General features: G+C 69.6%; 14 protein-coding genes. 8 read left to right on the forward strand and 6 right to left on the reverse strand.

Going from position 1 to position 24,944, the window contains the following annotated elements; genetic code table 11:
- The first annotated feature begins 10 nt into the window (after positions 1-10).
- The 6 genes from ABLE92_RS14690 to ABLE92_RS14715 all read left to right on the forward strand — a co-directional run bounded on the left by ABLE92_RS14690 (position 11) and on the right by ABLE92_RS14715 (position 17,364).
- A complete protein-coding gene (locus ABLE92_RS14690) occupies positions 11-13,777 on the forward strand; it encodes a non-ribosomal peptide synthetase (RefSeq protein ID WP_348805527.1) in 13,767 nt (4,588 codons plus the stop codon).
- Positions 13,774-14,025, forward strand: a complete 252-nt coding sequence (locus tag ABLE92_RS14695) for an MbtH family protein (RefSeq protein WP_348805528.1) — start codon at positions 13,774-13,776, stop codon at positions 14,023-14,025. The genes ABLE92_RS14690 and ABLE92_RS14695 overlap by 4 nt, the downstream gene beginning before the upstream one ends.
- Complete coding sequence (locus tag ABLE92_RS14700; protein ID WP_348805529.1) at positions 14,022-15,086, forward strand: ABC transporter ATP-binding protein; 1,065 nt, start codon at positions 14,022-14,024, stop codon at positions 15,084-15,086. Before ABLE92_RS14695 ends, ABLE92_RS14700 begins: the two co-directional genes overlap by 4 nt.
- On the forward strand, positions 15,076-15,858 hold the full coding sequence (locus ABLE92_RS14705; RefSeq protein ID WP_348805530.1) for an ABC transporter permease: 783 nt from the start codon (positions 15,076-15,078) through the stop codon (positions 15,856-15,858). The genes ABLE92_RS14700 and ABLE92_RS14705 overlap by 11 nt, the downstream gene beginning before the upstream one ends.
- Positions 15,859-15,947: 89 nt before the next feature.
- Complete coding sequence (sigK, locus tag ABLE92_RS14710; protein ID WP_348805643.1) at positions 15,948-16,490, forward strand: ECF RNA polymerase sigma factor SigK; 543 nt, start codon at positions 15,948-15,950, stop codon at positions 16,488-16,490.
- Complete coding sequence (locus tag ABLE92_RS14715) at positions 16,483-17,364, forward strand: anti-sigma factor (RefSeq protein ID WP_348805531.1); 882 nt, start codon at positions 16,483-16,485, stop codon at positions 17,362-17,364. The genes sigK and ABLE92_RS14715 overlap by 8 nt, the downstream gene beginning before the upstream one ends.
- Before the next feature lie 36 nt (positions 17,365-17,400).
- Here ABLE92_RS14715 and ABLE92_RS26170 read toward each other — a convergent pair whose 3' ends face one another.
- The 4 genes from ABLE92_RS26170 to ABLE92_RS14735 all read right to left on the reverse strand — a co-directional run bounded on the left by ABLE92_RS26170 (position 17,401) and on the right by ABLE92_RS14735 (position 21,044).
- Complete coding sequence (locus tag ABLE92_RS26170; RefSeq protein WP_496560809.1) at positions 17,401-17,925, reverse strand: response regulator transcription factor; 525 nt, start codon at positions 17,923-17,925, stop codon at positions 17,401-17,403.
- A 169-nt stretch (positions 17,926-18,094) separates the two neighbouring features.
- On the reverse strand, positions 18,095-19,195 hold the full coding sequence (locus ABLE92_RS14725; protein ID WP_348805532.1) for a DUF8320 family protein: 1,101 nt from the start codon (positions 19,193-19,195) through the stop codon (positions 18,095-18,097).
- Positions 19,192-20,337, reverse strand: a complete 1,146-nt coding sequence (locus tag ABLE92_RS14730) for a sensor histidine kinase (RefSeq protein WP_348805533.1) — start codon at positions 20,335-20,337, stop codon at positions 19,192-19,194. Before ABLE92_RS14730 ends, ABLE92_RS14725 begins: the two co-directional genes overlap by 4 nt.
- 38 nt (positions 20,338-20,375) lie before the next feature.
- Positions 20,376-21,044, reverse strand: coding sequence for a LuxR C-terminal-related transcriptional regulator (locus ABLE92_RS14735; protein WP_348805534.1), 669 nt, complete (start codon positions 21,042-21,044; stop codon positions 20,376-20,378).
- Positions 21,045-21,239: 195 nt separating this feature from the next.
- Between ABLE92_RS14735 and ABLE92_RS14740 the strand changes: the two genes are divergently transcribed.
- Positions 21,240-21,995, forward strand: coding sequence for an acetoacetate decarboxylase family protein (locus ABLE92_RS14740; protein WP_348805535.1), 756 nt, complete (start codon positions 21,240-21,242; stop codon positions 21,993-21,995).
- A 71-nt stretch (positions 21,996-22,066) separates the two neighbouring features.
- Positions 22,067-23,083, forward strand: a complete 1,017-nt coding sequence (locus tag ABLE92_RS14745; protein WP_348805536.1) for a pirin family protein — start codon at positions 22,067-22,069, stop codon at positions 23,081-23,083.
- Positions 23,084-23,092: 9 nt separating this feature from the next.
- On the opposite strand, the gene ABLE92_RS14750 is transcribed toward ABLE92_RS14745, so the two are convergent.
- Both ABLE92_RS14750 and ABLE92_RS14755 read right to left on the reverse strand, forming a co-directional pair.
- Complete coding sequence (locus ABLE92_RS14750) at positions 23,093-23,737, reverse strand: CE1759 family FMN reductase (RefSeq protein WP_348805537.1); 645 nt, start codon at positions 23,735-23,737, stop codon at positions 23,093-23,095.
- On the reverse strand, positions 23,734-24,846 hold the full coding sequence (locus ABLE92_RS14755; protein WP_348805538.1) for an LLM class flavin-dependent oxidoreductase: 1,113 nt from the start codon (positions 24,844-24,846) through the stop codon (positions 23,734-23,736). The genes ABLE92_RS14750 and ABLE92_RS14755 overlap by 4 nt, the downstream gene beginning before the upstream one ends.
- Positions 24,847-24,944: the final 98 nt, after the last annotated feature.

The raw sequence follows: 24,944 nt of genomic DNA on the forward strand, positions 1-24,944 counted from the left end.
AGGCTCCCCTGTGAGTATCGACGACTTGATCACCGACACGATCGAGACTGCCGAGACCATCCCGATGACCGCGGCCCAGCGCGGCATCTACTACGCACAGCAGCTCGATCCCGACGTCCCCATGTCGGTGGCCGCATACGCCGAGTTCCGCGACGCGGTCGACGGCGAGGTGATGCGCCGCGCGGTCGCGGCGACGGCCGCCGAGACCGAGTCGGGCCTGCTGAGGCTCGTCGACACCGAGGACGGCGAGCCGCTGGTGCACGTCGATCGGGATCGCGTGATCCCACTCGGACGGCGTGACTTCTCGACCGAACCCGATCCGCGGGCGGCGGCCCTGGCCTGGATCGACGACCATCGCTCCCGGTCGACCGATCTCATGACCGACTCCCTGCTGGAGACGTATCTGCTGACGCTCGGACCCCGACACCACATCTGGTACTGCTGGGGCCACCACCTGGCGTTCGACGGCTACGCCGCGATGTACATGATGCTGCGCGTCGCCGCCCACTACACCGCACTGTCGGGCGATGTCCCGGTCGCTCCGGCGACCACCGCCTCGATGTCACAGGTCGCCGAGATCGATCGCACCTGGCGTGACTCCGACCGGTACGCCGCGGCCCGCGAGCACTGGGCCGCCGTCCTGCACGACCCGTCCGGCGAGCCCGCCGAGATCACCTCCCTGACCTCCCATACCGCGGCCGCGGCGCGAGTGGCCACCGTCCATCCGGCAGAGCTGACCGAGCCCCTCGTTGCTGCGATCCGCTCTGCCGGCACGGCTCACGGGGTGCGTCCCGCCTCCGTCATCAGCGCCGCGGCCGCTCTCTATCTCGCCCTGCTCAACGACCGCGATGAGGCGATGTTCTCGCTGCCGGTCGCCTGCCGTGACGCCGACATCCTGCGCACCTCGGCGGGTCTGACCTCCAATGTGGTGCCGATCCGGGTATCGCTGCACGGCGACGGCGGACCCCGTTCGGTGGCGGAGTTGATGGGCGCCACCAACACCGAGATCAAGCACGCCCTGCGGCATCAGCGATTCCGCCACGAGGAGATCACCGGCGATGTCCTCGGCAACACCGGCGGGCGACGCGGTTTCTTCGGCCCGATGGTCAACGTGATGCTGTTCTTCGAGCACATCGACTTCGGTTCGCTGCGTGGCGAATTGAACGTCCTGTCGACCGGGCCGGTCGAGGACGCTTCGATCAACGTCTACGACGGCTTCACCGGCGGCATGCGCCTGGATCTCGAGGCGAACCCGAACCTGTACTCCAAGGCCGAGATCGCCACGCATCATCGGCGATTCATCGACTTTCTCGAGCGTTTCGTGCGCGCCGATCCGCAATGCCCGGTCACCGCCATCGCGCTGCCGGGCGTCGACGAACGCTCCGCGATCACCGCGGCGTCGACGGGTGAGTATCTCGATCTCGGCGAGCAGACCGTCCTCGACCTCGTCGACGACGCCGCCGCGCGGTTCCCCGACCACCCGGCGCTCATCGATGCGACGACCGGCACCACCCTGACCTACGCGCAGTTCACCGAGCGTGCCGACGCCGCGGCCGCCGGCCTCGCCGCCCATGGAATCGGACCGGAATCGGTTGTCGCGGTGGCCCTTGCGCGCGGAATCGACCAACTCGTCGCGCTGCACGCCACCATCCGGGCCGGGGCGGCGTTCCTGCCGGTCAATCCCGACGAACCAGCCGAGCGACTCGCCCACATCCTCGACACCGCGCGGCCGACCACGGCCATCGTCGGGAACGCGGCACCACTTCGGTCCGTCGGCGATCTGTCCACCACAACCCTCGACGACCTCACCACGACCGCACCCGCGGCGGTGACCCGTCCCCGCCCCGATCAGCCGGCCTATGTCCTGTTCACCTCCGGTTCCACCGGAAAGCCCAAGGGTGTCATCGTCTCTCATCGCGCGCTGGTCAACCGCTTGCGCTGGACGCAACACTCCTACCCGCTGGGCGCCGACGACCGGGTGCTGCAGAAGACACCGGCCACCTTCGACGTGTCGGTCTGGGAGTTCTTCTGGCCGTTGATCACCGGCGCCACCCTGGTGCTGCCGACCCCCGACGGCCATCGCGATCCGTGGTATCTGCAGCAGGTCATCGACGATGCACAGATCACCACGACGCACTTCGTTCCGTCGATGCTCGCGGCATTCGCCGAGGCCCTCGGTTCGGCCGGCAATGAGAGGACCGACGACGAGAGCCTGTCGAGCCTGCGCCGGATCATCACCAGTGGCGAAGCGCTCACCCCTGCGACCGTCGCGGCCACCGCCCGCCTGTCCGGCGCGCCGATCCACAACCTCTACGGCCCTACCGAGGCCGCCATCGACGTCACCCACCACGACTTCTGTTCACCCGACGCCGATATCATCCCCATCGGCACACCGGTGTGGAACACCACCGTCGCGGTCCTCGATCGGCGCCTGAACCCGCAACCGGCGGGGGCGATCGGCGAGCTGTACCTCGGCGGTGTGCAACTCGCCCGCGGGTACGCGGCCCGCCCGGATCTGACCGCGTCGCGGTTCGTCGCCGGCCCGGACGGCGCACGCCTGTACCGCACCGGTGATCTGGTGCGGCGCCGCGCCGACGGATCGCTGGAGTACCTCGGACGCAGCGACTCCCAGATCAAGATCCGGGGCCAGCGCGTCGAACTCGGTGAGATCGAGGCGGCGCTCGCCCGGATCGACGGGGTCACCTCGTCCGGTGCCGTGCTCCGCGACGACGTCGTCGACGGTGAACCGTCGATCGTCGGATACGTCAGTGGCAGTACCGAACTGCATGATCAGGACCTGCGGTCGATGCTGCGCGACCGGTTGCCCGACCACATGATCCCGACGGCGATCGTCGTGCTGGACACGTTACCGGTGAACGCCAACGGCAAACTCGACCGTCGCGCACTCCCCGCACCGGAGATCACCACCGACGAACTCACCGCACGGTTCGTCGCCCCCACCGGGCCGGCCGAGCAACTCGTCGCCGACACCGTCGTCGCCGTGCTCGGCCGCGACTCGGTGTCCATGTCGCACAACTTCTTCGACCTGGGCGGTAACTCGCTGTCGGCGACCCGCGTCTCGGCACGGCTGTCCCGTATCACCGGTCACCGCATCGGCATTCGTGACATCTTCGACGCCGGCGACCTCGCTGCGATCGCCGCCCACGTCACCGAGGCCGGAGGCGCTCGCCGCGACGAGGAAACGCAGACCCATGGCCCGGTACCGCTGTCCCCCGCCCAGCATCGCCTGTGGCTGGCCAGCAAACTGGCCTCCGGTGCCACCGCGAGCTACCACATCCCGTTCACCGTCCGCCTCGTCGGCGATCTCGACGTGCCCGCCCTGCACGCCGCGCTGGGCGACGTGATCGCCCGGCATGAACCGTTGCACAGCACCGTCCGCGAGGAGGCCGGTACGGCCTACATCGAGGTGCGCGATCCGGCCGAGGTCGCCACACCCCTGTCGGTCGCCGACGCCGCAGAGGAGAGCTCCGACATCGAGTTCGCCGGGCTGCCTTTCGATCTGGAGAACGAGATCCCGATCCGGGCCCGCCTGCTGCGGATCGCCGACGGTGATCACCGGCTCACCGTGGTGGTCCACCACATCGCCGCCGACGGATGGTCACTGGGCCCGCTGGCCGACGACCTGGCCACCGCCTACCGCAGCCGCTGCGCCGGGAACGCGCCGCACTGGACACCCCTGCCGGTGACCTACTCCCAGATCAGCGCCGCCCGCCACGCCGCCCTGGACTCCGCGGACGGTGCCGCCGATCTGCGCTTCTGGACCGACGCCCTCGACGGCGCGCCGGCCGAGACCGAACTCCCCGTCGATCGACCCCGCCCCCGGTCGGCCACCCTGCGTGGCACGACGACGACCGCCACCCTGCCGGCGGCCACCCATGCGGCTCTGTGCCGTGTCGCCGACGACGGTGGCGCGAGCGTGTTCATGACGCTGCACGCGATCGTCGCGACCCTGCTGCGCACCGTGTCCACCCAATCCGACCTGATCGTCGGCACTCCCGTGTCGGGTCGTGGCGACGCCGACGTGGACGGTCTGATCGGCATGTTCGTCAACACCCTCCCGTTGCGCACCACCGTCGACAAGCACATGACCTTCGACTCGCTGCTCACCGCCGTCCGCGAGGTCGACCTCGACGCCTTCGACCACGCCGCCCTGCCGTTCGACCGGATGGTGTCGGAGTGCAACCCGGCCCGCACGACCGGCGTCCATCCGTTCTTCGCGGTGTCGATCGCACTCGAGGATCCGATGGTCGGCGCCCGCGACACCGGTGGAGCGGTCGATCTGGACTTCGCCGGCCTGTCGGCGACCGCATCGCGCGTCGACACCGGACTGGCCAAGTTCGACCTCGCGTTCACCTTCACCGAACATCGGGACGCCGCCGGCGCACCGGCCGGCATCTCTGCCGAACTCGGTTATGCCACCGCCCTTTTCGACGATTCGACGGCACAGTTGCTGCTCTCGCGGTTGCGTCGCATCACCGATGCCGTGATCGACGCACCGGCCACCCCGATCGGCGACATCATGGTGCTCGATCCCACCGAACGCCTGGGACTGGTCCCGGCGGTCGGCGACGCCGCCCGCCCGGTCGAACACCTCACCACCCTGCTGGCCGACGCGGTGCGCGCCGAACCGGATCGGATCGCGGTCAGCGACGCCGACACCGCGCTGACCTACCGCGAGCTCGATCAGCGCGCCAATGCGCTGGCCCGGGAACTGCTGCAGCGCGGCGCCGGACCGGAACGCTTTGTCGCAGTAGCACTGTCGCGCGGCGTCAACTGGATCACCGCGGTGTGGGCGGTCGCCCGCACCGGTGCTGCGTGGGTGCCCGTCGATCCCTCGTATCCCGCGGCGCGGATCTCCTTCATGCTCACCGACTCTGATGCGATCCTGCTGGTCACCGATGCGGCCGCGCGGTCTGCCGTCGCCGAGGCGGCCGGGACCCGGCCGATCCTCACCGTCGACGACACGCGCGAGACCGCGGCATCCGCGACCGGTCCGGTGGGCGATCACGAACTCACCGCGCCACTGTCGGTGGATCAGCCCGCCTACCTGATCTACACCTCCGGAACCACCGGCACACCCAAGGGTGTCGTGGTCAACCACCGTGGGCTCGCCGACTTTGCCGCACACCAGGTTTCCCACTTCGGACTCAGTCCGCAGGCGCGGACCCTGCACCTGGCCTCCCCGAGCTTCGACGCCTCCGTCCTGGAGATGGTGATGGCCATCTCGGCGGCCGCCACCATGCACATCGCACCCCCCGGCACCGTCGGTGGGCGTGAGCTCGCCGAGCTGATGAACGAGCGCGGCATCACCCACGCCTTCCTCACCCCCTCACTGCTCACCACCATGTCCCCCGACGACGTCCCGGGTCTGCGTGCCCTGGTGATCGGCGGCGAACATCCCAACCCTGAAGCGGTGCAGGACTGGTCGCGCGGACCGGCACTGTTCAACGCCTACGGCCCCACCGAGACCACGGTGGTCGCCACCGTCTCGTCGGAGATCCTGCCCAACAGTCCGCTCACCATCGGCCGGCCGATCCGCGGTATCGAGGCCATGGTCCTCGACGAACGGCTGTGCCCCGTCGCGCCGGGCACCGTCGGTGAGCTCTACATCGCCGGCGATCACCTCGCACGTGGCTATCACGGCATCCGGCCCCTCACCTCGAAGCGGTTCATCGCCAACCCGTATGGGTCCCCCGGTGACCGGATGTATCGCACCGGCGACCTCGTGCGCTGGACCGGCGACCACGAACTCGAGTTCCGGGGTCGCGCCGATTCGCAGGCCAAGGTCCGCGGACATCGCATCGAACTCGGCGAGATCGACGCCGCGCTGAGCGCCGACCCCGCGGTCACCGCCGCGGTGACCGTGGTCGACGGGGAGAACGAACACGCCCGTCTCACCTCCCACGTGACCCTCGCCGACGACGTCACCGACACCTCGGCAACCCTGCGGACGTTGCGGACGCAACTGTCCGACCGGCTGCCGTCGCATATGGTTCCCGCGAACATCGTTGCGGTGAGCCGAATCCCGACGACACCGATGGGTAAGATCGATCGCCGCGCGCTCTCCGATCCGGCGGTCATCGGCGAACTGACCCTGGGCACCGCCGGTGCCGAGGCCACCGACGAGCCACCGGCCACCGACACCGAACGTGCCGTCGCCGGCCTCATCGCCGATCGACTGGGTCTCGACCCGGCCACCGTCGGCCGGGACGCCGACTTCTTCGCACTCGGCGGCAACTCGTTGCTGGCCACCCAGATCGTCGGCACCCTCGAGCACCTCGGGGGTCGGCGTATCGACGTCCGCGACGTCTTCGACCATCCCACCGTCACCGGCCTGGCACGCCTGGCCGGTGATGATGGCAGCGACACCGGTGGCGCAACCCCCGGCACCATGGCCGCCATGGACACCGTCGACACCGACGACGTTCCGTTGACCATCCCCGTCGGGCTCGACACCCCGGTGGTCCCGGGTCCCGCACAGCAGCAACTGTGGTTCCTCAACCGGCTGGCCGCCGACGCCGCCGACTCCTCGGACAACCCGGCGTCGTACTCGATCGCATTCGCACTCGATCTCGTCGGCCCGCTGGATGTGGCCTCGCTGGAGGGTGCGGTGCGCTGGGCGGTGGATCGGCACGAACCGCTGCGCACCATCTACCCCGAGAACGACGGACGACCCGAGATGGTCGTGGTGTCGGTGGACGAGGCGGCACCTGCGCTGACGCCGGAACCCGTGGAGGCGCCCCGCTGGCACCACGAGGCCACCGAACTGGCGCGCCGGCCGTTCGATCTGACCCGCCAGAGCCCGTTCCGCACTGCACTGCACCGGATCTCAGGAGATCCCGACCATCACAAACTCACCGTCGTGGTGCATCACATCGCCGCCGACGGTTGGTCCATGGCGCCTCTCGCGAAGGACATCGCGAGCGCCTACGGGCGGCTGCGCGACGGTCGATCACCGTCGCCGGCGCCCCTGCCGGTCAGCTACCGCGACCATCTGCGGTGGCAGGCCGAGCGTCTCGGCGTCGATGCGGGCGTGGCACTCTCCGCGCACCGCATCGACGACCGGGACAGCCGACTGGCGCAACTGTCGGACTGGTGGCGCGACACCCTCGCCGACCTCGACCACACGCCGACCCTCCGTCCCGATGTCATCCGGTCCGATGCCGCCGAGGCGAACGCCGGCGACTCCACCGGCGCCGTCCTCCGGGTGCCGTTCGACCGCACCCTGCGGAGCCGCCTGCAGCGACTGGGCGACGGTCACATCACCGAATTCACGGTGCTGCACGCGCTTCTGGCCGCCACCCTGCACCGGCATGACGCCCGGACCGAGGTCCACCTCGACGGCGCGGTCTCCGACATCGTCATCGGCACCCCGGTCTCCGGACGCAATGATCCGCGGCTGGCCGCGACGGTCGGCATGTTCGTCAACTCCGTGGTGCTGCGCACCCCGGTCGACGGCCGGTCCGGATTCCGCGAACTGCTCAACGACGTCCGCACCCGCGACCTCGCGGCACTCGCCCACTCCGACATGCCCTTCGAACACCTGGTGGGGTTGCTCAATCCGCCCCGCACCGCACGTCACCCACTGTTCTCCATCGCGTTGGCCGCCGACGCCACCGCGGCCGACGGTGCCGCCGCACTGCCGGTGCCCACCCTCGATGGCATCACGGTGACCCCGGAGGCACTCGACACCGGTGCGGCGCGGTTTGACCTGGAGATCCGGGCCCGCGGCGACGAACTCGAGATCACTTACGCGACCGCCGTCTTCGGCGCCGCCCGGGTACGGGCGTTCGCCGACGACCTGGTGACGATGGCACGGGCGAGCGTCGAGAACGCCGATCGGGCCATCGACGAAGTCGATCTCGTCACCACAGACGAAGTCGATCTCGTCACCACAGACGAAGTCGCCGCACTCGCCCCCGCCCCCCGCCACCTCGCCGACCTGCTCGACGAGACCGCCGCCGCCCACCCCGATGAGGTCGCGGTGATCGACGGGGAACGCGCACTCAACTACCGCGAGTTGGCCTCTCGTGCCCAGGTCTGGGCGGGTCACCTATCCGACCTCGGTATCGGCGAGGAGGATGTGGTCGCGGTGGCCCTGCCGCGTTCCCTCGAATCGGTACTGGCCACCTGGGCCATCACCCTCGCCGGTGCCGTCGTCCTGCCCATCGACGTCCGCCATCCGGCGGACCGGATCGCGCACATGCTCGCCGACTCCGGCGCACTGGCCGGCATCACCGCCGGTGATCGCATCCCGGCCCTCCCACACCTCGTGTGGTGGGTCGACACCGACGCACTGAACTCGTGGCCGGTCGACTCCATCACCGTGCCACCTCGCGACCGACGCCACCCGGACTCGCTGGCCTATGTCATCTACACCTCCGGGTCCACCGGAGAACCCAAGGGCGTCAGTGTGTCCCACGCCGGTATCGCCGCCTTCGCCGATGCGCAGCGCCGGCGTCACGGCGTGCGCCCGGGGCATCGCACCCTGCACTTCGCCTCCCCGGCCTTCGACGCCTCGATGCTGGAGTTCCTGCTCGCATTCACCACCGGCGCGACGATGGTGATCACCCCCACCGACATCGTGGGTGGGGACGAACTCGTCGAGTTCATCGCGGCCACCGAGGTCACCCACGCCTTCGTCACGCCCGCCGCCCTGGCCACCGCCGAGTACCGGGAGTTGCCGGCGCTGGACACGCTCGCGGTCGGCGGCGAAACCGTTCCGGCCGAACTGGTGTCGCGGTGGTCGGCCGATCTCCGGTTGCTCAACTGCTACGGCCCGACGGAGACCACCATCGTCGCCACCATGTCGCAGCCGCTGTTGGTCGACGACGAGATCACCATCGGCGCACCGATTCCCGGATGTCGTGCGCTCGTGCTCGACCACCGTCTGCGCCCGGTACCCGATCACGTGCCCGGCGAGTTGTATCTCGCCTCGCCCGGCGTCGCCCGCGGCTATCTGTCTCGGCCCGCTCTGACCGCTTCTCGTTTCGTCGCGGCCCCCGGTGCGGTCGGTGGCGTCATGTACCGGACCGGTGACGTGGTACACCGCCGAGCGGACGGCGCGCTGATCTTCCACGGGCGCGGCGACAATCAGGTCAAGGTGCGGGGTTTCCGCATCGAACTCGACGAGGTGTCCGCCGCGCTCGGCGCCCACCCGGAGGTCGACTTCGCCGCCGCCGCCGTCTCCGGCACCGGAGCGCAGGCCACCGTCGTCGGCTACGTCCGGCTACGCGGCGAGAATGCGCCCACCGCCGAACAACTCCGCGGATTCGTGAGTCGTCGGCTGCCCACGCCGATGGTGCCGTCGGCGGTCGTCATGCTCGACGACGTCCCGCTGACACCGAACGGGAAACTCGACCGCACCGCGCTTCCCACCGCGGCGCAGGCCGTGATCGAAGAGGCCCCGCAACCGCCGCGGGCCCGAACGGCCACCGAACTGGTGGCCACCACTCTGGCCGGGGTTCTCGACCTCACAGCGTCGAGCGTCACCGACGACGCCGACTTCTTCGACCTCGGTGGTACCTCGCTGCAGGCGACCACCGTGATCAGCCGACTCAACCGGGCACACAGCGGTACCCCGCTGCGCGTGCGTGACCTCTTCGACCATCCGACGGTGAGCGGATTGGCCGCACTCGTCGGTCCGGTGGCGGGTACCACCGACGCCCTCGCATCCGACGCCCCGGTGCCGGCGACCGCACCACGGCCGCAACAGGTTCCGGCGGCACCGGTGCAACGAGGACTGTGGACACTGGCCCGCTCCCAGCCCGGGTCGGCGGAGTATCTGATCCCGCTGGCCATCCGCCTCGACGGCGATCTCGACGTGGCGATTCTGCGCGGCTGCCTCGTCGACCTCGTCACCCGGCATGTCACCCTGCGGACCGTGTTCCCTGCGGTCGCCGGACGGCCGATCGGCGTGGTCCTCGACGACGCCGAACAGGTGATCGGCGAACTGCGACCCGAGTGGGTCGACGACCTGGCGGCCGCAGCGCTCGAACGGGCCACCACGCCACTGGATCCCACCGCGACCGCACCAATCCGGGCACACCTGCTCACCACCGCCGGCACCGACACCGACGACCCCGCCGAACAGGTGCTGCTGCTGGTGATGCATCACATCGCCGTCGACGGTGCGTCACTGCCGATCATCGCCGCCGACCTGGCACAGGCCTACACCGAACGCCTGGCCGGACGCACCGAGCCGTGGCCGCAGGCCGCGTCGGACTACCGCGACTACGCCCTGCGCGCCGCCACCGTCGCCGACACCGAGGTGTCGTATTGGACCGCGCGACTGGCGGATTCGCCTCCCGAGACCACGGTGACCCCGAGCCTCGGCGACGCCGGCCCCGACGAGATCACCGGCAATTCCGGTGACGTCCGCATCGCGATCGACGACGTGCTGCGCGGCAACATCCTCGACTGGGCACGGCACCACGACACGACACCGTTCACCGTGCTGCACACGGCACTGGCGATCCTGCTGCATCGACTCGGCGCCGGCGACGACCTCGTGATCGGTACGCCGGTCGCCAACCGCGCCGGACCGGCCGACGGCGGGACACCGCTCGACTGTGAACCGATGGTCGGCATGTTCGTCAACACCCTCGCGCTGCGCACCGAACTCGGCGCGGCCGAGACCGTCACCGATGTCCTCGCGCGGACCCGCGACGACGACCTCGACGCGCTCGATCACAGCGGCGCACCCTTCGGTGATGTGGTCGATGCCCTCAACCCGCAACGCACCCCCGGCCGTCATCCCCTGTTCCAGGTGGCATTGTCGGTCCACGACTTCGGCGAGGGACTCACCGGGGCACGGATTCCGTTGTCGGAGAACCTGACCGCGTCGGTGATGGATGCCGGTGTGGCGGCGGCGAAGTTCGACCTGCAGTTCACCGCGACCGGACTGCGTCGGGCCCGCACCGAGGACCCCGAACACGCGCCGGCGTCACTGGAGGTCACCTTCGACCCGTCCCGATACCGGGCCGCCGACGCCGAGACCCTCGCGATCCGCCTGCTGCGGGTCGTCCGGGCGATGATCACCGACCCGGATCGCCCGGTCGGCGACATCCGGATCACCGATCCGCTCGAGGTCGCCGAGGTCAGCCCGCAGCGCGGGCCGGACGCCCAGTCCCCGATGACCCTCGGGGAGTTGTTCGACGACGCCGTGAGCCGCAATCCCGAAGGCCTCGCCGCGCTCGCCGAAACCCCGGACGGAGACCCCGATTTCATCACCTACGCCACCCTCGACGCCCGGGCCAACCGGCTCGCGCGGGTGCTGCTCGGCCGGGGCATCGGGGATCGGGACACCGGTCACGAGAACACCGGTCATCAGGACGCCGAATCGGTGGTCGCGATGGCGATCCCCCGCTCCATCGATGCACTGGTGGCCATCTGGGCGATCGTGCGGTCCGGGGCGGCCTATGTGCCGATCGATCCCACCTATCCGGCCGATCGGATCGCGCACATGCTCGCCGATTCCGGCGCGCAACTGGTCGTGACGACCACCGCGGTCGCCGATCGACTCGACACCGCGGTGCCCACGGTGATCCTCGACGCACCCTCGACACGCTCGCGGCTCGGCCACTCCTCACCGCGTGCGATCAGCGACACCGAACGAATCCCGGTGCGCCGCAACGACGCCCTCGCCTACGTCATCTACACCTCCGGCTCCACCGGACGCCCCAAGGGTGTGCTGGTACCGCACTCGGGCCTGCGTGCCGTGCACGACGAGCTGCGCACACAGATGAGTCCCGACAGCAGTTCCCGCGTCCTGCATTTCGCGTCGCCGAGCTTCGATGCGTCGGTGCTGGAGTTCCTGCTGGCCGCCGCCGGGGCGTCGGCGCTGGCGATCGTGCCGCCCGATGTCTTCGGTGGGACGGCGCTGTCCGACTTCATCTCCCGCCATCGGGTCACCCACGCGTTCATCACCCCCGCGGCGGTCGCGAGTATGGATCCCGCCGAGGTACCGAGGCTGACGCAGTTGGCGATCGGCGGCGAGGCCTACGGAACGGAACTTGTCCGGCAGTGGGCGCCGGGACGCACACTGCGCAACGTCTACGGTCCCACCGAGACCACGATCATCACCACCGGCAGCCAACCCCTGGACGCCACCACCGATCTGACCATCGGCACACCCAACAACGGTGTGGGTGCGTTGGTGCTGGACGCGCGGTTGCATCCGGTCCCGGCGGGCGTCACCGGTGAGCTCTACCTCCTCGGCGATCAGGTGACGCGCGGCTATCACCGTCGGCCCGGCCTGACCTCCGGCCGATTCGTCGCCGCACCGATGGTCACCGGGCCGCAGAGCGCGGGCGCCCGGATGTATCGCACCGGCGATCTGGTGCGACGTGACGACACCGGACGCCTCCGGTACGTTGCGCGTGCCGACAACCAGGTCCAGGTGCGCGGTTTCCGTATCGAGCTCGGCGAGATCGACGACGCCCTCAGCGAATGCGCCGCAGTCGATTTCGCGGTGACGACGGTGCGCGACGACGGCCATGGCGCCACGCTCGTGGCCTATGTGAAGGCGGCGCCGAACGCGACGATCGACACCGAGCGCCTCGCCCGGCACCTCGCTCGCCGCCTTCCGCGGCACATGATCCCGGCCGCCATCACCGTCCTCGACGAGATCCCGCTGACCCCGGTGGGCAAACTCGATCGGTCCGCGCTGCCCGACCCCGGTCGTGGCGCGCGCTCCGGCCGGGCCCCGCGGGCGGGCACCGAGGCCCTGATCGCCGCGGTCTTCGCCGACGTCCTGGGCCTGAGCTCCGAGGAGGTGCACGCCGACGACGGCTTCTTCGATCTCGGCGGAAACTCGTTGTCGGCCACCGAGGTCGCCGCGACGCTGTCCACCCGGACCGGCTCGGACCTACGCGTCAACGACCTGTTCGCCAATCCGACCCCGGCCGCGCTCGCCGACGTGATCGACGACGTCGCCGGCCCGGCGGCCCACAAGGCCGGCGCGCTGGCCACCGTGCTCCCACTGCGGCGCACACCGCACCCCACCGGTGCGGCCCCCCTGTTCGTCGTGCACCCGGCGATCGGGCTGTCCTGGAGCTTCGGTTCGCTGCTCCCCCACGTGCCCACCGACCGCGAGGTCTACGGTCTGCAGCATCCCGGACTGTCGGGCGCAGGGGCACCACGGGCACTGGACGATCCGGGGAGTCTGGACGAGCTGGCCGCCCACTACGTCGAGCAGATCCGGCGCATCCAGCCCCACGGCCCCTATCACCTGTTGGGGTGGTCGCTCGGCGGCCTGATCGCGCAGGAGATGGCGGTGGCACTGACCGACGCCGGAGAATCGCTGGGCCAGTTGATGATCCTCGATTCGTTCGTCGTCGCCGAGCGCCCCGACCTGGACACCACCCCCGACATCGGTGCGCTGATGGCCGAGTTCGGGATCACCGTTCCCGGCGACCACACCGACCCGACGCCGCGGCAGGCGTGGGAAACCCTGAGGGCAACGGGCGGCCCGTTGGCCTCGCTGGACTTCGACGAGTTCAGCCGGGTGCACGAGACATTCGTGTCGGCTTCCCGGCTCGCCGAGGACTGGCATCCCCGTCCGTATGACGGCGACGCGGTCTTCGTGACCGCGACACGCGACGCACCACCCGGACCGTCGGCGCTGCACGGCTGGCGCGACACCCTGCGGGGGCCGGTCACCGAGATTTCTCTGGACTGCACCCACGCACGAATGTTGCTCGGCGAGAACGTCACCGGGTTCACCCCCGCGATCCGCGAGAAAGGACGACCATGACCAATCCCTTCGATGACACCAGCGGCACCTTCGCGGTGCTGGTCAATCACGAGAACCAGCATTCGCTCTGGCCCGACTTCGCGCCCGTACCCCGCGGCTGGCGGCAGGTGTTCGGGCCCGCAGGCCACGACGAATGCCTGGACTATGTCGAACACAACTGGCGCGACATGCGCCCGGCAAGCCTGATCGCCGCCATGGAGGCGGCGGAGACCCAGCGAAAGGACCCCACGTGGGACGCCACCGAATGACCGCATCCGAAGCCGCGGCCACCGCCGCAGCTGCGGCCGCCGATTCGACTACCAATGCCCTCGAACTGCGGGGCGTGACAAAGACATTCGGCTCCGGATCGTTCGGTTCCCGGCAGTCGGTGCGCGCACTGGACGGTCTCGACCTGCAGGTCGGGTCCGGGACCGTGCACGCCCTGCTCGGACCCAACGGGGCGGGCAAGACCACGACGGTGCGCGCCGTGGCGACGTTGATGCGTCCCGACGAGGGCAGCGTCACGGTGTGCGGGATCGACGCGCTCGCCGACCCCGACGCCGTGCGTGCCGTGATCGGGGTGTCCGGCCAGTACGCCGCCGTCGATCCCACCCTGACCGGCTTCGAGAATCTCCGGTTGGTGGCGCAACTCTATGGTCATCCGCGCCGGGAGGCGCGTGACCGCGCCCGGGCCATGATCGAGCAACTGGACCTGTCGGCCGCCGCCGACCGCCCGATGCGCACCTACTCCGGCGGCATGCGCCGGCGCCTCGATCTGGCCGGCGCACTGATCAACGACCCGCAACTGATCATCCTCGACGAACCGACCACCGGCCTCGATCCTCGTGGCCGGCGCCAGATCTGGGAGGTGATCGCCGAGCAGGTGGCCACCGGCACCACGGTGCTGCTGACCACGCAGTACCTCGAGGAGGCCGACGAACTCGCCGACGAGATCACCGTGATCGACCACGGCCGGATCTGCGCGCAGGGTTCGGCGTCCGAACTCAAGGAGACCGCGGCGAGTGCGATCCTCACCGTCGAGGTGGCGCCGCGACACGTGCGCGGCGCGGCCGGCGCCACCGAGATCGACGGCACCACCGAGATCATCGCGACCACCCTGGCCGAAATCGGCTTGGGGATGCCCGAACGCGTCGACGAGACACACTGGTCGGTTCCGGTGGCCGACGGCACCCGCAGCGCCGTGTCCGCGGTCCAGGTGTGCAACGAGGTCGGAGTCGAGATCGTCGACGCCGTCGTGGCCACCCCCACCCTCGACGACGTGTTCCTCCGCCTCACCGCCGATCGAAAGGAGCTCAGCAATGTTCGCTGACACCGCTGTCCTGGTCGAGCGAAACCTGCTCACCGTCAAGCGAATCCCCACTCTGCTGCTCAGTGCCACCGTGCAGCCGCTGATGTTCGTGGTGCTGTTCGCCTACGTCTTCGGCGCCACCCTCGGCGGAGCGCCCTACCGCGAGTTCCTGATGGCCGGTATCTTCGCCCAGACCGTGGTGTTCAACGCAGCCTTCACCACCGTCGGCCTCGCCGGTGACATGTCCGCGGGCATCGTCGACCGGCTGCGCTCGCTGCCCATGTCGCGGATCGGGGTCATCGCCGCTCGGGTGGGATCGGACATGCTGCTCGGAGCGCTCGGCGTCGCCGTGATGGTCGCGAGCGGACTGGCCATCGGCTGGCGGATCCGCGGCAGCGTCGGCGACGCGGTGATCGCGTTCGCGGTGATCGCGCTGTTCGCGTTGGCGATGGCCTGGGTGGGTGCGGTCAGCGGCCTGGCGGCGCCCAATGTGGAAGTGGCACAGAGCATCGGATTCCTGTGGATGTTCCCGGTGACCTTCCTCTCGAGCGCCTTCATCTCCGCGCAGAGCCTGCCCGGCCCGCTGCGGACGATCGCCGAGTGGAATCCGGTGACCGCGGTGGCCACGATGGCCCGCGACAAGTTCGGCAACACCGCACCACCGGACTTCCCGCCGCCCACCGGCTGGGTGGCCGATCACGCGATGGCGTATTCGATCGGTGCGAGCGTGGTGATCCTCGCGATCTGTGTGCCGGTGTCGCTGCTGCTGTATCGACGATCGACGAGTCGGTGACGCCCGCCCGATCGGTTTCGGGGGCGCCGCCGCCTCGACGTGGTTACGGTGGACCGGTGACCCCGGGTACCGATGACGCCGAACTGTCGATGCGGGATCTGCTCGCCGCGACGGCCTCCGGGGATCGGGAAGCCTTCACCCACCTCTATGACCTGACCAATCCGCGGATCTACGGGCTGGTGTTGCGGGTGATCCGCGACGCCAACTACGCCGAGGAGGTGGTGCAGGAGGCGTATCTGCAGTACTGGCAGCAGGCCCCCACCTACCGGCCCGACCGCGGGTCGGTGATCACCTGGATGATGACGATCGCGCACCGCCGGGCCATCGATCGGGTCCGCTCCGAGGAGTTGCAACGCCGACGGAGTACCGAGGCGGGTGTGGCGCAGGCGACGGTGTCCGAGCCCCTGCCACTCGAGGTCGTCGTCGACCGCGAGGAAACCCGCACGCTGCGCACCTGCCTCGACGATCTGACCGCCCTGCAGCGCTCCAGCATCGAGATGTCGTATTTCAACGGGATGACCTATCCCGAGGTGGCGAGAGAGACCGACACCCCGTTGCCCACCATCAAATCGCGGATCCGTGACGGACTGCGACGACTGCGCGATTGCGTACGAGGACATGGTCATGGCTGACACCGACTGGCTCGACGATCACGTCGAACTCTTCGCCATCTCGGCGTTGCGTCCCGACGAGAACGCACGATTCGACACCGAATACGCCGGCCTGACACCGCTCGAGCGCACCATCTACGACGGCCGGATCACCGAAATCCACACCACCATGGCCGATTTCGCCAGCAGCTACGCCCTCGCCGCGCCACCGGCGCTGCGTGCGGCGGTGCTGGCCCACGTCTTCGATGCCGACACCGCCGCCGATTCCGACACCGCCGCCGATTCCGACACCGAGTCCGCCACCACCGATTCGGCGGCCCCCGGCACTCCCGGGTCGGCGCCGGAACGCCCGGCCTCGACCGGGGCCACCGACACCGAGACGACCGGGATCGCGGAGGTGACCGACCTCGACGCGCGTCGCGCCCGGCGGCGCCGGATCGCCGTGGGTCTGTCCGCCGCGGCCGTCGCCGTCGTCGTCGCCCTGGGTGCCGGGGTGCTCATCGGGCGGCAACTCGCGCCGTCACCGGCGCCGGAGGTGAGTGCCGATCAGGATGTCCTCGACGTGCTGCAGGCACCCGACGCGACGCTGACCGTGACCCGGCTCTCCGGTGACAACGGGTCGATGTCGGTGGTGGCCTCACGCAGCCGCAACCAGGCGGTGGCCGTGCTGCGGGATCGGAGTACGCCGCTGCCCGACGATCGGACCTACCAGTTGTGGCTGGTCGGCGGGCAGAACGCGGCGCCGGTGTCGGCCGGGCTGGTACCGGGAACGGGTTCGGCGGCTCCCGCGCTCATCGACCGGATCGACACCGCCGACGTGGTGGCGGTGACGATCGAACCGCGCGGCGGGTCGGCGGCGCCGAGCCCACCCATCCTGGCGCAGGTGCAGCTCTGAGGTCGGCGGTCGCGACCGGTCGCGACCGCCTCGAACTCACCAGTCCTCGAGTTGGGTGATCCCGTCCTGAAGTGCGCGGGCCAGCAGATGCGTCTTGGTCGGCGCGGGGCGTCCCACGCCGGAGTACTTCGCGCGGATGCGGGCCAGGTGCGTGCTGACCGTCGACGCCGCGATGAACAGGTGTTCGGCCGCTTCCTCTTTGGACTCGGCCCGCAGCCAGGCCAGCAGCACCTCGACCTCGCGGGGCGACAGGGACGGCCGACGCACAGACGGGGTCTCGACGACCGGGGTGGCGGGTGCCGGGCGCATCGGAGCGCCCGGACCGACCGGCCGGGGATGCGTGGGACGGTAGTCGGCGATGCGCGTCACCGGCGCGGGCGGGCGGTGTCCGGGTCGGACCTGTCCCGGTGCGACCCGTCCGGGCGGAACCGGTGCGGGCTGACCCGCCGCGGGGCGGCCCGGACCGAATCGGCCGGGGACCTGCCGCGCCGGCGCGGGCTGCGCACTCGCGGTCGCGGTGCGGGTCGTCGGTGCGGGGAAATCAGAATGCGCGGTCGTCACCGTGGTTCCTCACTTGTCGGGTGGCCGCGGCGGTCACGAGGTGTGGTGCCGAGCGCACATCATTCAGGTCGTCACAGCAGATCTTAAGGCTCCGCTCAGATACCGAATAGTCCCAACTTGGGGGACGATCCTTCCGTTTGCAAGCACTTTCCCCCTTTTCGGGGACCTCTCAGATCTGCGGATCGCGCTGACCAGGAAGTTTCTCCACGGCACCGTCGTCGACCACCGCGCCGAAGTCGACGCGATGCTGTCCGTCCGCCGTCCGGACGACAATCGTGCCCACCGGATCGCGGCCGACCGGATGAACCCGCGCGGTGATCGAGGTCCCGGCCACGGCGTCGGCCAGCAGGGCGATCAATCGGGCGTGCATCTCCGCGAGCACCGGGTCACGTGACGATTCGGCCGGGACACCCGGCTGGGCGGATGCCGGGCCGGCATCGTCGAGCAGGGTCACCGTGGCGCCACGTTCCCGCGCCGCCCACACCGCGTCGACCACCGCGGGTGTGTCGAGGGCGCGGGCGCGGATACCGTCGCGCAACCGGGCCTCGACGAGGCGGCACCGGAATCGTTGCGCGGGCGTCAGCGTCGCCCCGGTGGCGATCGTCTCGAGCAACTGCCTGGCCTGTTCGTCGAGCCGCGCGAACTGACCGTCGCGCTCGGCCGTCGCCGCCGCCACCGACGCCGCCGCACTCGCCTCGCGCACGGTCTGCGCCCGCAACGCATAGATCTCGCGTGCCGCCGGACGAATGATCGCGGCGAACAGCGTGGCCATCAACAGCACGGCGACACTGCCGATCTGGGCACCCAACCACGGTGTCGCCTCGGGCCACGCCGCTCCCACCGAACCGAGCACCGATGCACCGAACGCGCACCAGGCGGCCACGACGCGCCCCCGCACACACATGAAGGCGCAGGTCGCCGAGACACAGCCGCCGACGGTCCCGAACGCGACGGCCCGCGGCGGGTCGCACGCCACCGTGGCGAGCGCTGGGGCCACCGCCACCATCGTCGCGGTGATGGCCGTCGCGGTGTGACCCATCGGGTCGCCGGGCGCGAGGATCAGCGCCCCGACCCCGGTGAGCACGAGCAACAGGACCACGAGGAACAGCGGCCAGGACCGCACCCCGCCGGCGCCGAATCCGGCGGTGACCATGCATGCACCGACGAACCACGCGATCACCGCGTACACCCAGCGCGACTGCAGCCCGATGATCGTCGACGCGTCGTTGCGTGGGCGTTGCCGGAGCAGAACGCGCACTGCGGCTTTCATGACCGCCGCCACCACAGCTGGACCGTGGTGCCCGCGCCCGCCTCACTGCGGATACGGGACCCGCCGCCGGGGATCGAGTCCATCCGCAGTCGGATGCTCACCTCGATCCCGAGCCGTTCCGGGGGCACCGCGCCGATGTCGAACCCCCGTCCGTCGTCGATGACGGCCGCCTGCAGCGAATCCGGACCGAGCTCGATGACGACCACACATTCGGCGTCCGGGCCGGCGTGGCGGGATGCGTTGCGCACGGCCTCGGCGATCGCCTCCCCGACCGCCGCGATCACCTCGGCCGGATAGTCGGACGGTCCCCGGTCGGTGTCGGCACCCCCGATCCTGGTGAGGTGCACACCGACGTCCTCGGACACCGAGGACACGCTCACCCGCAGACGGGCCGCGGCCTCGTCGCGGGTCACCGGACGGTGCGGACCGACCGCCGCCAGCGAGTCGAGTTCGGACAGCGCGAACCGGGCCTGACCGGCCAGTCGTCCGTCGGCGTCGCCGGACTCCGCCGCCAGCAGGGTGGCGATCACGTGGTCGTGCACCAGCGCGTCGAACCGGGCCCGCTCGACGTCACGCGCGGTGGCGGCGGCGGTCGCCGAGGTGACCCGCAGTGCGGTGGCGCGGGTCTGGTCGAGGGTTTGGCCGGTGCGCCGGATCATGGCGGCGGCGAACAGGAAGATCGAACTGTAGGCGACACCCCAGATGACCTCGGTGATCGTCGAGGCGCCCAACGCACCATGACGGCCGAGATTGGTGACGATCGTCGAGGCACAGATGCAGATCACCAGATGGATCACGCCGACCCACAGCGGGCGGACGAGCACGATGGCCAGACTGGGCAGTCCGCCGAAACTCATCAGCCAGGTCACCCGGTCCGCGCCGCTGGCCACCCCGTTCCAGGCGATCAACCACAGCGCGCAGGCACCGACGTAGCCCACCGAGGTGAGCACCGAGAGTGCGACGAGGACTCGTGGCCTGACCTCGGAAACGAAGCTGTAGGCGAAGATCGTGATGCCGGGGAGAAACGCGGCGACGGCGGCCACCGGGGTGAACCAGGCCGCGACGAACGTCGACGTCGGCGCGAACTCGACGGCGGAGACCAGCAGGTAGGCGAGGAATCCGCCGCCCACGAACCGGGCCATGAGTCGTTGAATGCGGGCTTCCCGGGGCCCCATCGCGGTCATGGGTCGGGCGGGTCGTCGCCGCGGCGCGGCATCGGCAGCCACCCGTCCTCGATGGCCCGTTTGTACAGGTCGATCTTGGTGCGGGTGGGGCGACCGGCGTCGGCATATTTCTGCCGGATCCGCTTGAGGTACTCGTTGACGGTCTCCGCGCTCACCCCGAGCGCGGCACCGACGCCGGCCGAGGTCTCACCCGAGGCGTACAACGCCAGCACCCGCTGCAGTTGCGGGCTGAGGTCGACCGCGGCGAGTTCGGGGTCGCCGTCGATCGCGGCGGCCCACTCGGTGGTGAGCACGGCCCGGCCCTGCCCGGCCGCACGCAGCGCCTCCCGGATCTCGTCCTCGGACGCCGATTTCAGGACCACGCCCAGGGCGCCGGCCCGGGCGGCCGACCGGAGCAACGCCGGATGCTCACCGGAGGTGTAGACCACCGCACCGATGCCCGCGTCGCGCAGCCGGTTGACGTTCTCCCGCGGGGTGGTGCCGTCGTCGAGACGCAGATCGAGCAGCACCAGATCGAGTTCGACGTCGGCGGCCAGCAGTTCGTCGACGGTGGCGGCGGCCCGCACGAGTTCGATGTCGGGTTCGGGCTCGAGGACACGTTCGATCCCCCAGATCGGGGATCGGTGATCGTCGACCATGCCGACCCGAAGAGTTCCGCCGGGCATTGTGACCCCCTTCCCGATCCCTGCGCTGCGTGACGTGTCGTATCACGAGAATCGGACATCGGCCCTCAGGCGTGGGTGTCCACCGCGGGTTTTTCATCCGAACGGGCGTACGCCGGGACGCCGAAAAAGGGGACACCGGGGCGGTCCGTCCGGCAAAATAGAACACGTTCTAGAAACCATACGGCGGGAGTTCGCATGTCCACCCCTACCCGGCATCAGGTCCTCGGCGAGACGGTCACGATGCCCGTCGAGATCCGGACCGCACGCTGTTTCGTCGGCGGATTCTCCGCCGACGTCACCGCCATGCAGCGGGCCATCGACGGTTCGGGCCCCGGAGATCGCCGACTCACCCCGCTGCGGATCCGCCGCGATCGCGGGATGTGCATGCTGGTGTTCGTCGAATACATCGACGGCGACCTCGGACCGTACAACGAGTTCGGGGTGTGTTTCCTGGTGAGCGATCCCGCCGCGCCCGCCCCGTCGCCCGTCGCCGCGCTGCGCTCGCTGTTCGCCGGGGACGCCCGGGCCCTCATCCATCACCTCCCCGTCGACGGCGACTTCACCCTGGCCGCCGGACGCGGCATCTGGGGTTTCCCCAAGACCCTCGCGGACTTCGACGTCGACCACGACTCGGCGACCCGCCACGGCCGCGTCAGCGCCGACGGGGCCCTGATCGCCGACCTCACCGTCAAACCGGGCCTGCCGATGCCGGGCTCGTCGGTGGAGGCGACCCTGCACGCCTACTCCCAGCTCGACGGCGTGCTGCGCAGCACGCCGTGGCGGCTGCGGTCGATCACCGGAACCCGCACCCGGGTCGGCGGCGCGCTCCTCGAGCTCGGCGATCATCCGATCGCCGACGAGCTGCGCACACTGAAGCTGTCCCGGCACGCACTGATGTCGACCTCGGTCCGCAGCCTCGCGATGACCTTCGACGACGCCGAGACCGTGTGACCCGACGGCGCTGTCCGGTGAGTACGTAGACTGGCTCGCAGTCCACCAGCCCCAGTCCAAGGCGGTAGCCCGTGAGCAACATGGAAACCCAGCCGGCGGAAGTCGAATGCCGGACCATCGGTGACGACGCCCGATCCCCGTCCGGTGCGCTGCGGGTGGAGGTGCTCACCGCCCGCGACGTCCCGCTCGGCGGCCCACGGGCGATGACCGTGCATCGCACCCTGCCCCAGCGTGACCGATCACTGATCGGCGCCTGGTGTTTCGCCGATCATTACGGGCCCGACGATGTCTCGAGCACCGGCGGGATGAACGTCCCACCGCACCCGCACACCGGATTGCAAACCGCGAGTTGGCTTTTCACCGGGGAGATCGAGCATCGCGACACCATGGGCAATCATGCGATGGTGCGGCCGGGCGAGCTGAACCTGATGACCGCCGGTCACGGGATCGCACACACCGAGGTCAGCACCCCCGACACCACGGTGCTGCACGGCGTGCAGTTGTGGATCGCGCTACCGGACGAGGCCCGGGACACCACAAGGGATTTCGCGCACTACGAACCACCGCTGGTGACCGTCGGCGAGGTCAGCGCGCTGGTCTTCCTGGGCGAGGTGATGGGTAGCAGTTCACCGGTGCGCACCTTCACCCCATTGCTCGGTGCCGAACTGCACATCCCACCGGGGGCACGGATCACCCTCGACGTGCGCCACGACTTCGAGCACGGCGTCCTCGTCGACTCCGGCGTCGTCGAGATCGCCGACTCGACCGCAGAACCGTTGCGGCGCACCGAACTCGGTTACATCGGCCTCGGCGCCGAGGCGATCACACTGGTCAATGTCGGCAATGAGACCGCCCGCATCGTGCTGCTCGGCGGCGAACCGCTCGACGAGGACATCATCATGTGGTGGAACTTCATCGGCCGCACCCACGACGACATCGTGGCGTTCCGCGAGCAGTGGATGGAACACTCCGAACGCTTCGGCCAGGTGCGGGGTTACGTCGGCGACGTCCAACATCTGCCCGCCCCGGCGCTGCCCGGAACACGGTTGCGCGCCCGGGAGAACACTCCCGGGCGCGCACGTGAGTGACCGATCCGCTCAGACCCCGTTGAGAAGTCGCGCGAAGTTCGCGATGCCCGACGCCTCGGCGGTGGTCGCCGCCGGAGATGCCTCGGTGCCGGTGGGCGCCGACCTCGTGGGCCGATCGCCGGTACCCAGCAGTGCCGCGAGTTCGCGGGCCGCACGATCGATCCGGTCGCCCAGTGTCGCGGTGTCACCGGACCCTCCGGCCCAATCCTGCGCTGCCGCATAGACTCCCGTCGGAATGACCACCATCCGCAGGTAACCGAACAGCGGACGCAGGGCGTGGTCGAGCACCATCGAATGCCGCGGACTGCCGCCGGTGGCCGCGATGAGTACCGGTTTTCCGTTCATCGCGTCGACGTCGACGAGGTCGAAGAAGGTCTTGAACAGACCGGAATACGACGCGTTGAACACCGGTGTGGCCACGATCAGGGCGTCGGCGTCCTGAACCGATGCGATGGCGTCGCGCGCGGCGCCGGTGGCGAAGCCTGCGGCCATCGACCGGCCCAGGTCGACCGCGAGATCGCGAAGGTCGATGATCTGCACATCGACCCGATCGTCGCCGAGCACCGCGGTGGTGGCGGCGGCGAGCCGGTCGACGAGCATCCTCGTCGACGACGGCTCGCTCAGGCCGGCGTTCACCGCGACCAGGCGGATCATGCGTTCACCGTCGTATCCTGTTCCGCTGCAACATCAGCGGCGTCTCGCGCGGCCACCAGCGATGCGTGGGTGGGCGCGTCGGGAACCTCGGCCGGCCGCCCCTCGGCGAAGCCCTTGCGCAGTTCCGGCAGCACCGCGCCGAGTTCGTCGAGCTGCTCGAGCACCGTCTTGAGCGGCAGACCGGCGTGGTCGACGAGGAACAGCTGACGCTGATAGTCGCCGAAGGTCTCGCGGAAGGACAGTGTGCGATCCACGAATTCGGCCGGGCTGCCCACGGTGAGCGGGGTTTCGCGGCTGAAATCCTCCAGCGACGGGCCGTGTCCGTAGACCGGCGCGTTGTCGAAGTAGGGCCGGAACTCGTTGATCGCGTCCTGAGAGTTCTTGCGGATGAAGAACTGTCCGCCGAGACCGACGATCGCCTGGTCGGCCTTGCCGTGTCCGTAGTGCTCGTAGCGCTCGCGGTAGAAGTTGATCAATCGCTGGAAGTGGTCCTTGGGCCAGAAGATGTTGTTGGCGAAGAAACCGTCACCGTAATAGGCGGCCTGCTCGGCGATCTCCGGGCTGCGGATCGATCCGTGCCACACGAAGGGCGCGACGTCGTCGAGGGGACGCGGCGTCGAGGTGAACGATTGCAGCGGCGTGCGGAACTTGCCCTCCCAGTCGACGACGTCCTCGGTCCAGAGCCGATGCAGCAGGTGATAGTTCTCGATCGCGAGGGGAATGCCCTGACGGATGTCCTGGCCGAACCACGGGTACACCGGGCCGGTGTTGCCGCGGCCGAGCATCAGGTCGACGCGGCCGTCGGCGAGATGTTGGAGCATCGCGAAGTCCTCGGCGATCTTCACCGGATCGTTCGTGGTGATCAGCGTGGTCGCGGTCGACAGGTTCAACGTCGAGGTCTGCGCGGCGATGTAGGCCAGCGTGGTGGTCGGCGAGGACGAGAAGAACGGCGGGTTGTGGTGCTCGCCGAGCGCGAACACGTCGAGGCCGATGTCCTGCGCCTTCTTGGCGATCTCGACGATGGCCTTGATGCGCTCGTGTTCGGTGGGCGCGATACCGGTGGTGGGGTCGACGGTGATGTCGCTGACGCTGAAGAGTCCGAACTGCATGTCCTACCTCCTGGAATGGTGGCGAATCGAGCTTCACCCAGACTAACCGGACCATGGTCCGGATAATTCCGAGGCTTTTCCCTCGGTGTGCCGAAGGT

The organism is Gordonia oleivorans (genome assembly GCF_040044975.1).
Taxonomy (GTDB): domain Bacteria; phylum Actinomycetota; class Actinomycetes; order Mycobacteriales; family Mycobacteriaceae; genus Gordonia; species Gordonia oleivorans.

Bases quoted from the DNA above. Each gene is read 5' to 3' on its own strand.
- ABLE92_RS14715 (WP_348805531.1), top strand. From the start codon at position 16,483: ATGGCTGACACCGACTGGCTCGACGATCACGTCGAACTCTTCGCCATC.
- ABLE92_RS14750 (WP_348805537.1), bottom strand. From the start codon at position 23,737: ATGATCCGCCTGGTCGCGGTGAACGCCGGCCTGAGCGAGCCGTCGTCG.
- ABLE92_RS14725 (WP_348805532.1), bottom strand. From the start codon at position 19,195: ATGAAAGCCGCAGTGCGCGTTCTGCTCCGGCAACGCCCACGCAACGAC.
- sigK (WP_348805643.1), top strand. From the start codon at position 15,948: ATGCGGGATCTGCTCGCCGCGACGGCCTCCGGGGATCGGGAAGCCTTC.
- ABLE92_RS14695 (WP_348805528.1), top strand. From the start codon at position 13,774: ATGACCAATCCCTTCGATGACACCAGCGGCACCTTCGCGGTGCTGGTC.
- ABLE92_RS14700 (WP_348805529.1), top strand. From the start codon at position 14,022: ATGACCGCATCCGAAGCCGCGGCCACCGCCGCAGCTGCGGCCGCCGAT.
- ABLE92_RS14730 (WP_348805533.1), bottom strand. From the start codon at position 20,337: ATGGCCCGGTTCGTGGGCGGCGGATTCCTCGCCTACCTGCTGGTCTCC.
- ABLE92_RS14735 (WP_348805534.1), bottom strand. From the start codon at position 21,044: ATGCCCGGCGGAACTCTTCGGGTCGGCATGGTCGACGATCACCGATCC.
- ABLE92_RS14740 (WP_348805535.1), top strand. From the start codon at position 21,240: ATGTCCACCCCTACCCGGCATCAGGTCCTCGGCGAGACGGTCACGATG.
- ABLE92_RS14755 (WP_348805538.1), bottom strand. From the start codon at position 24,846: ATGCAGTTCGGACTCTTCAGCGTCAGCGACATCACCGTCGACCCCACC.
- ABLE92_RS14705 (WP_348805530.1), top strand. From the start codon at position 15,076: ATGTTCGCTGACACCGCTGTCCTGGTCGAGCGAAACCTGCTCACCGTC.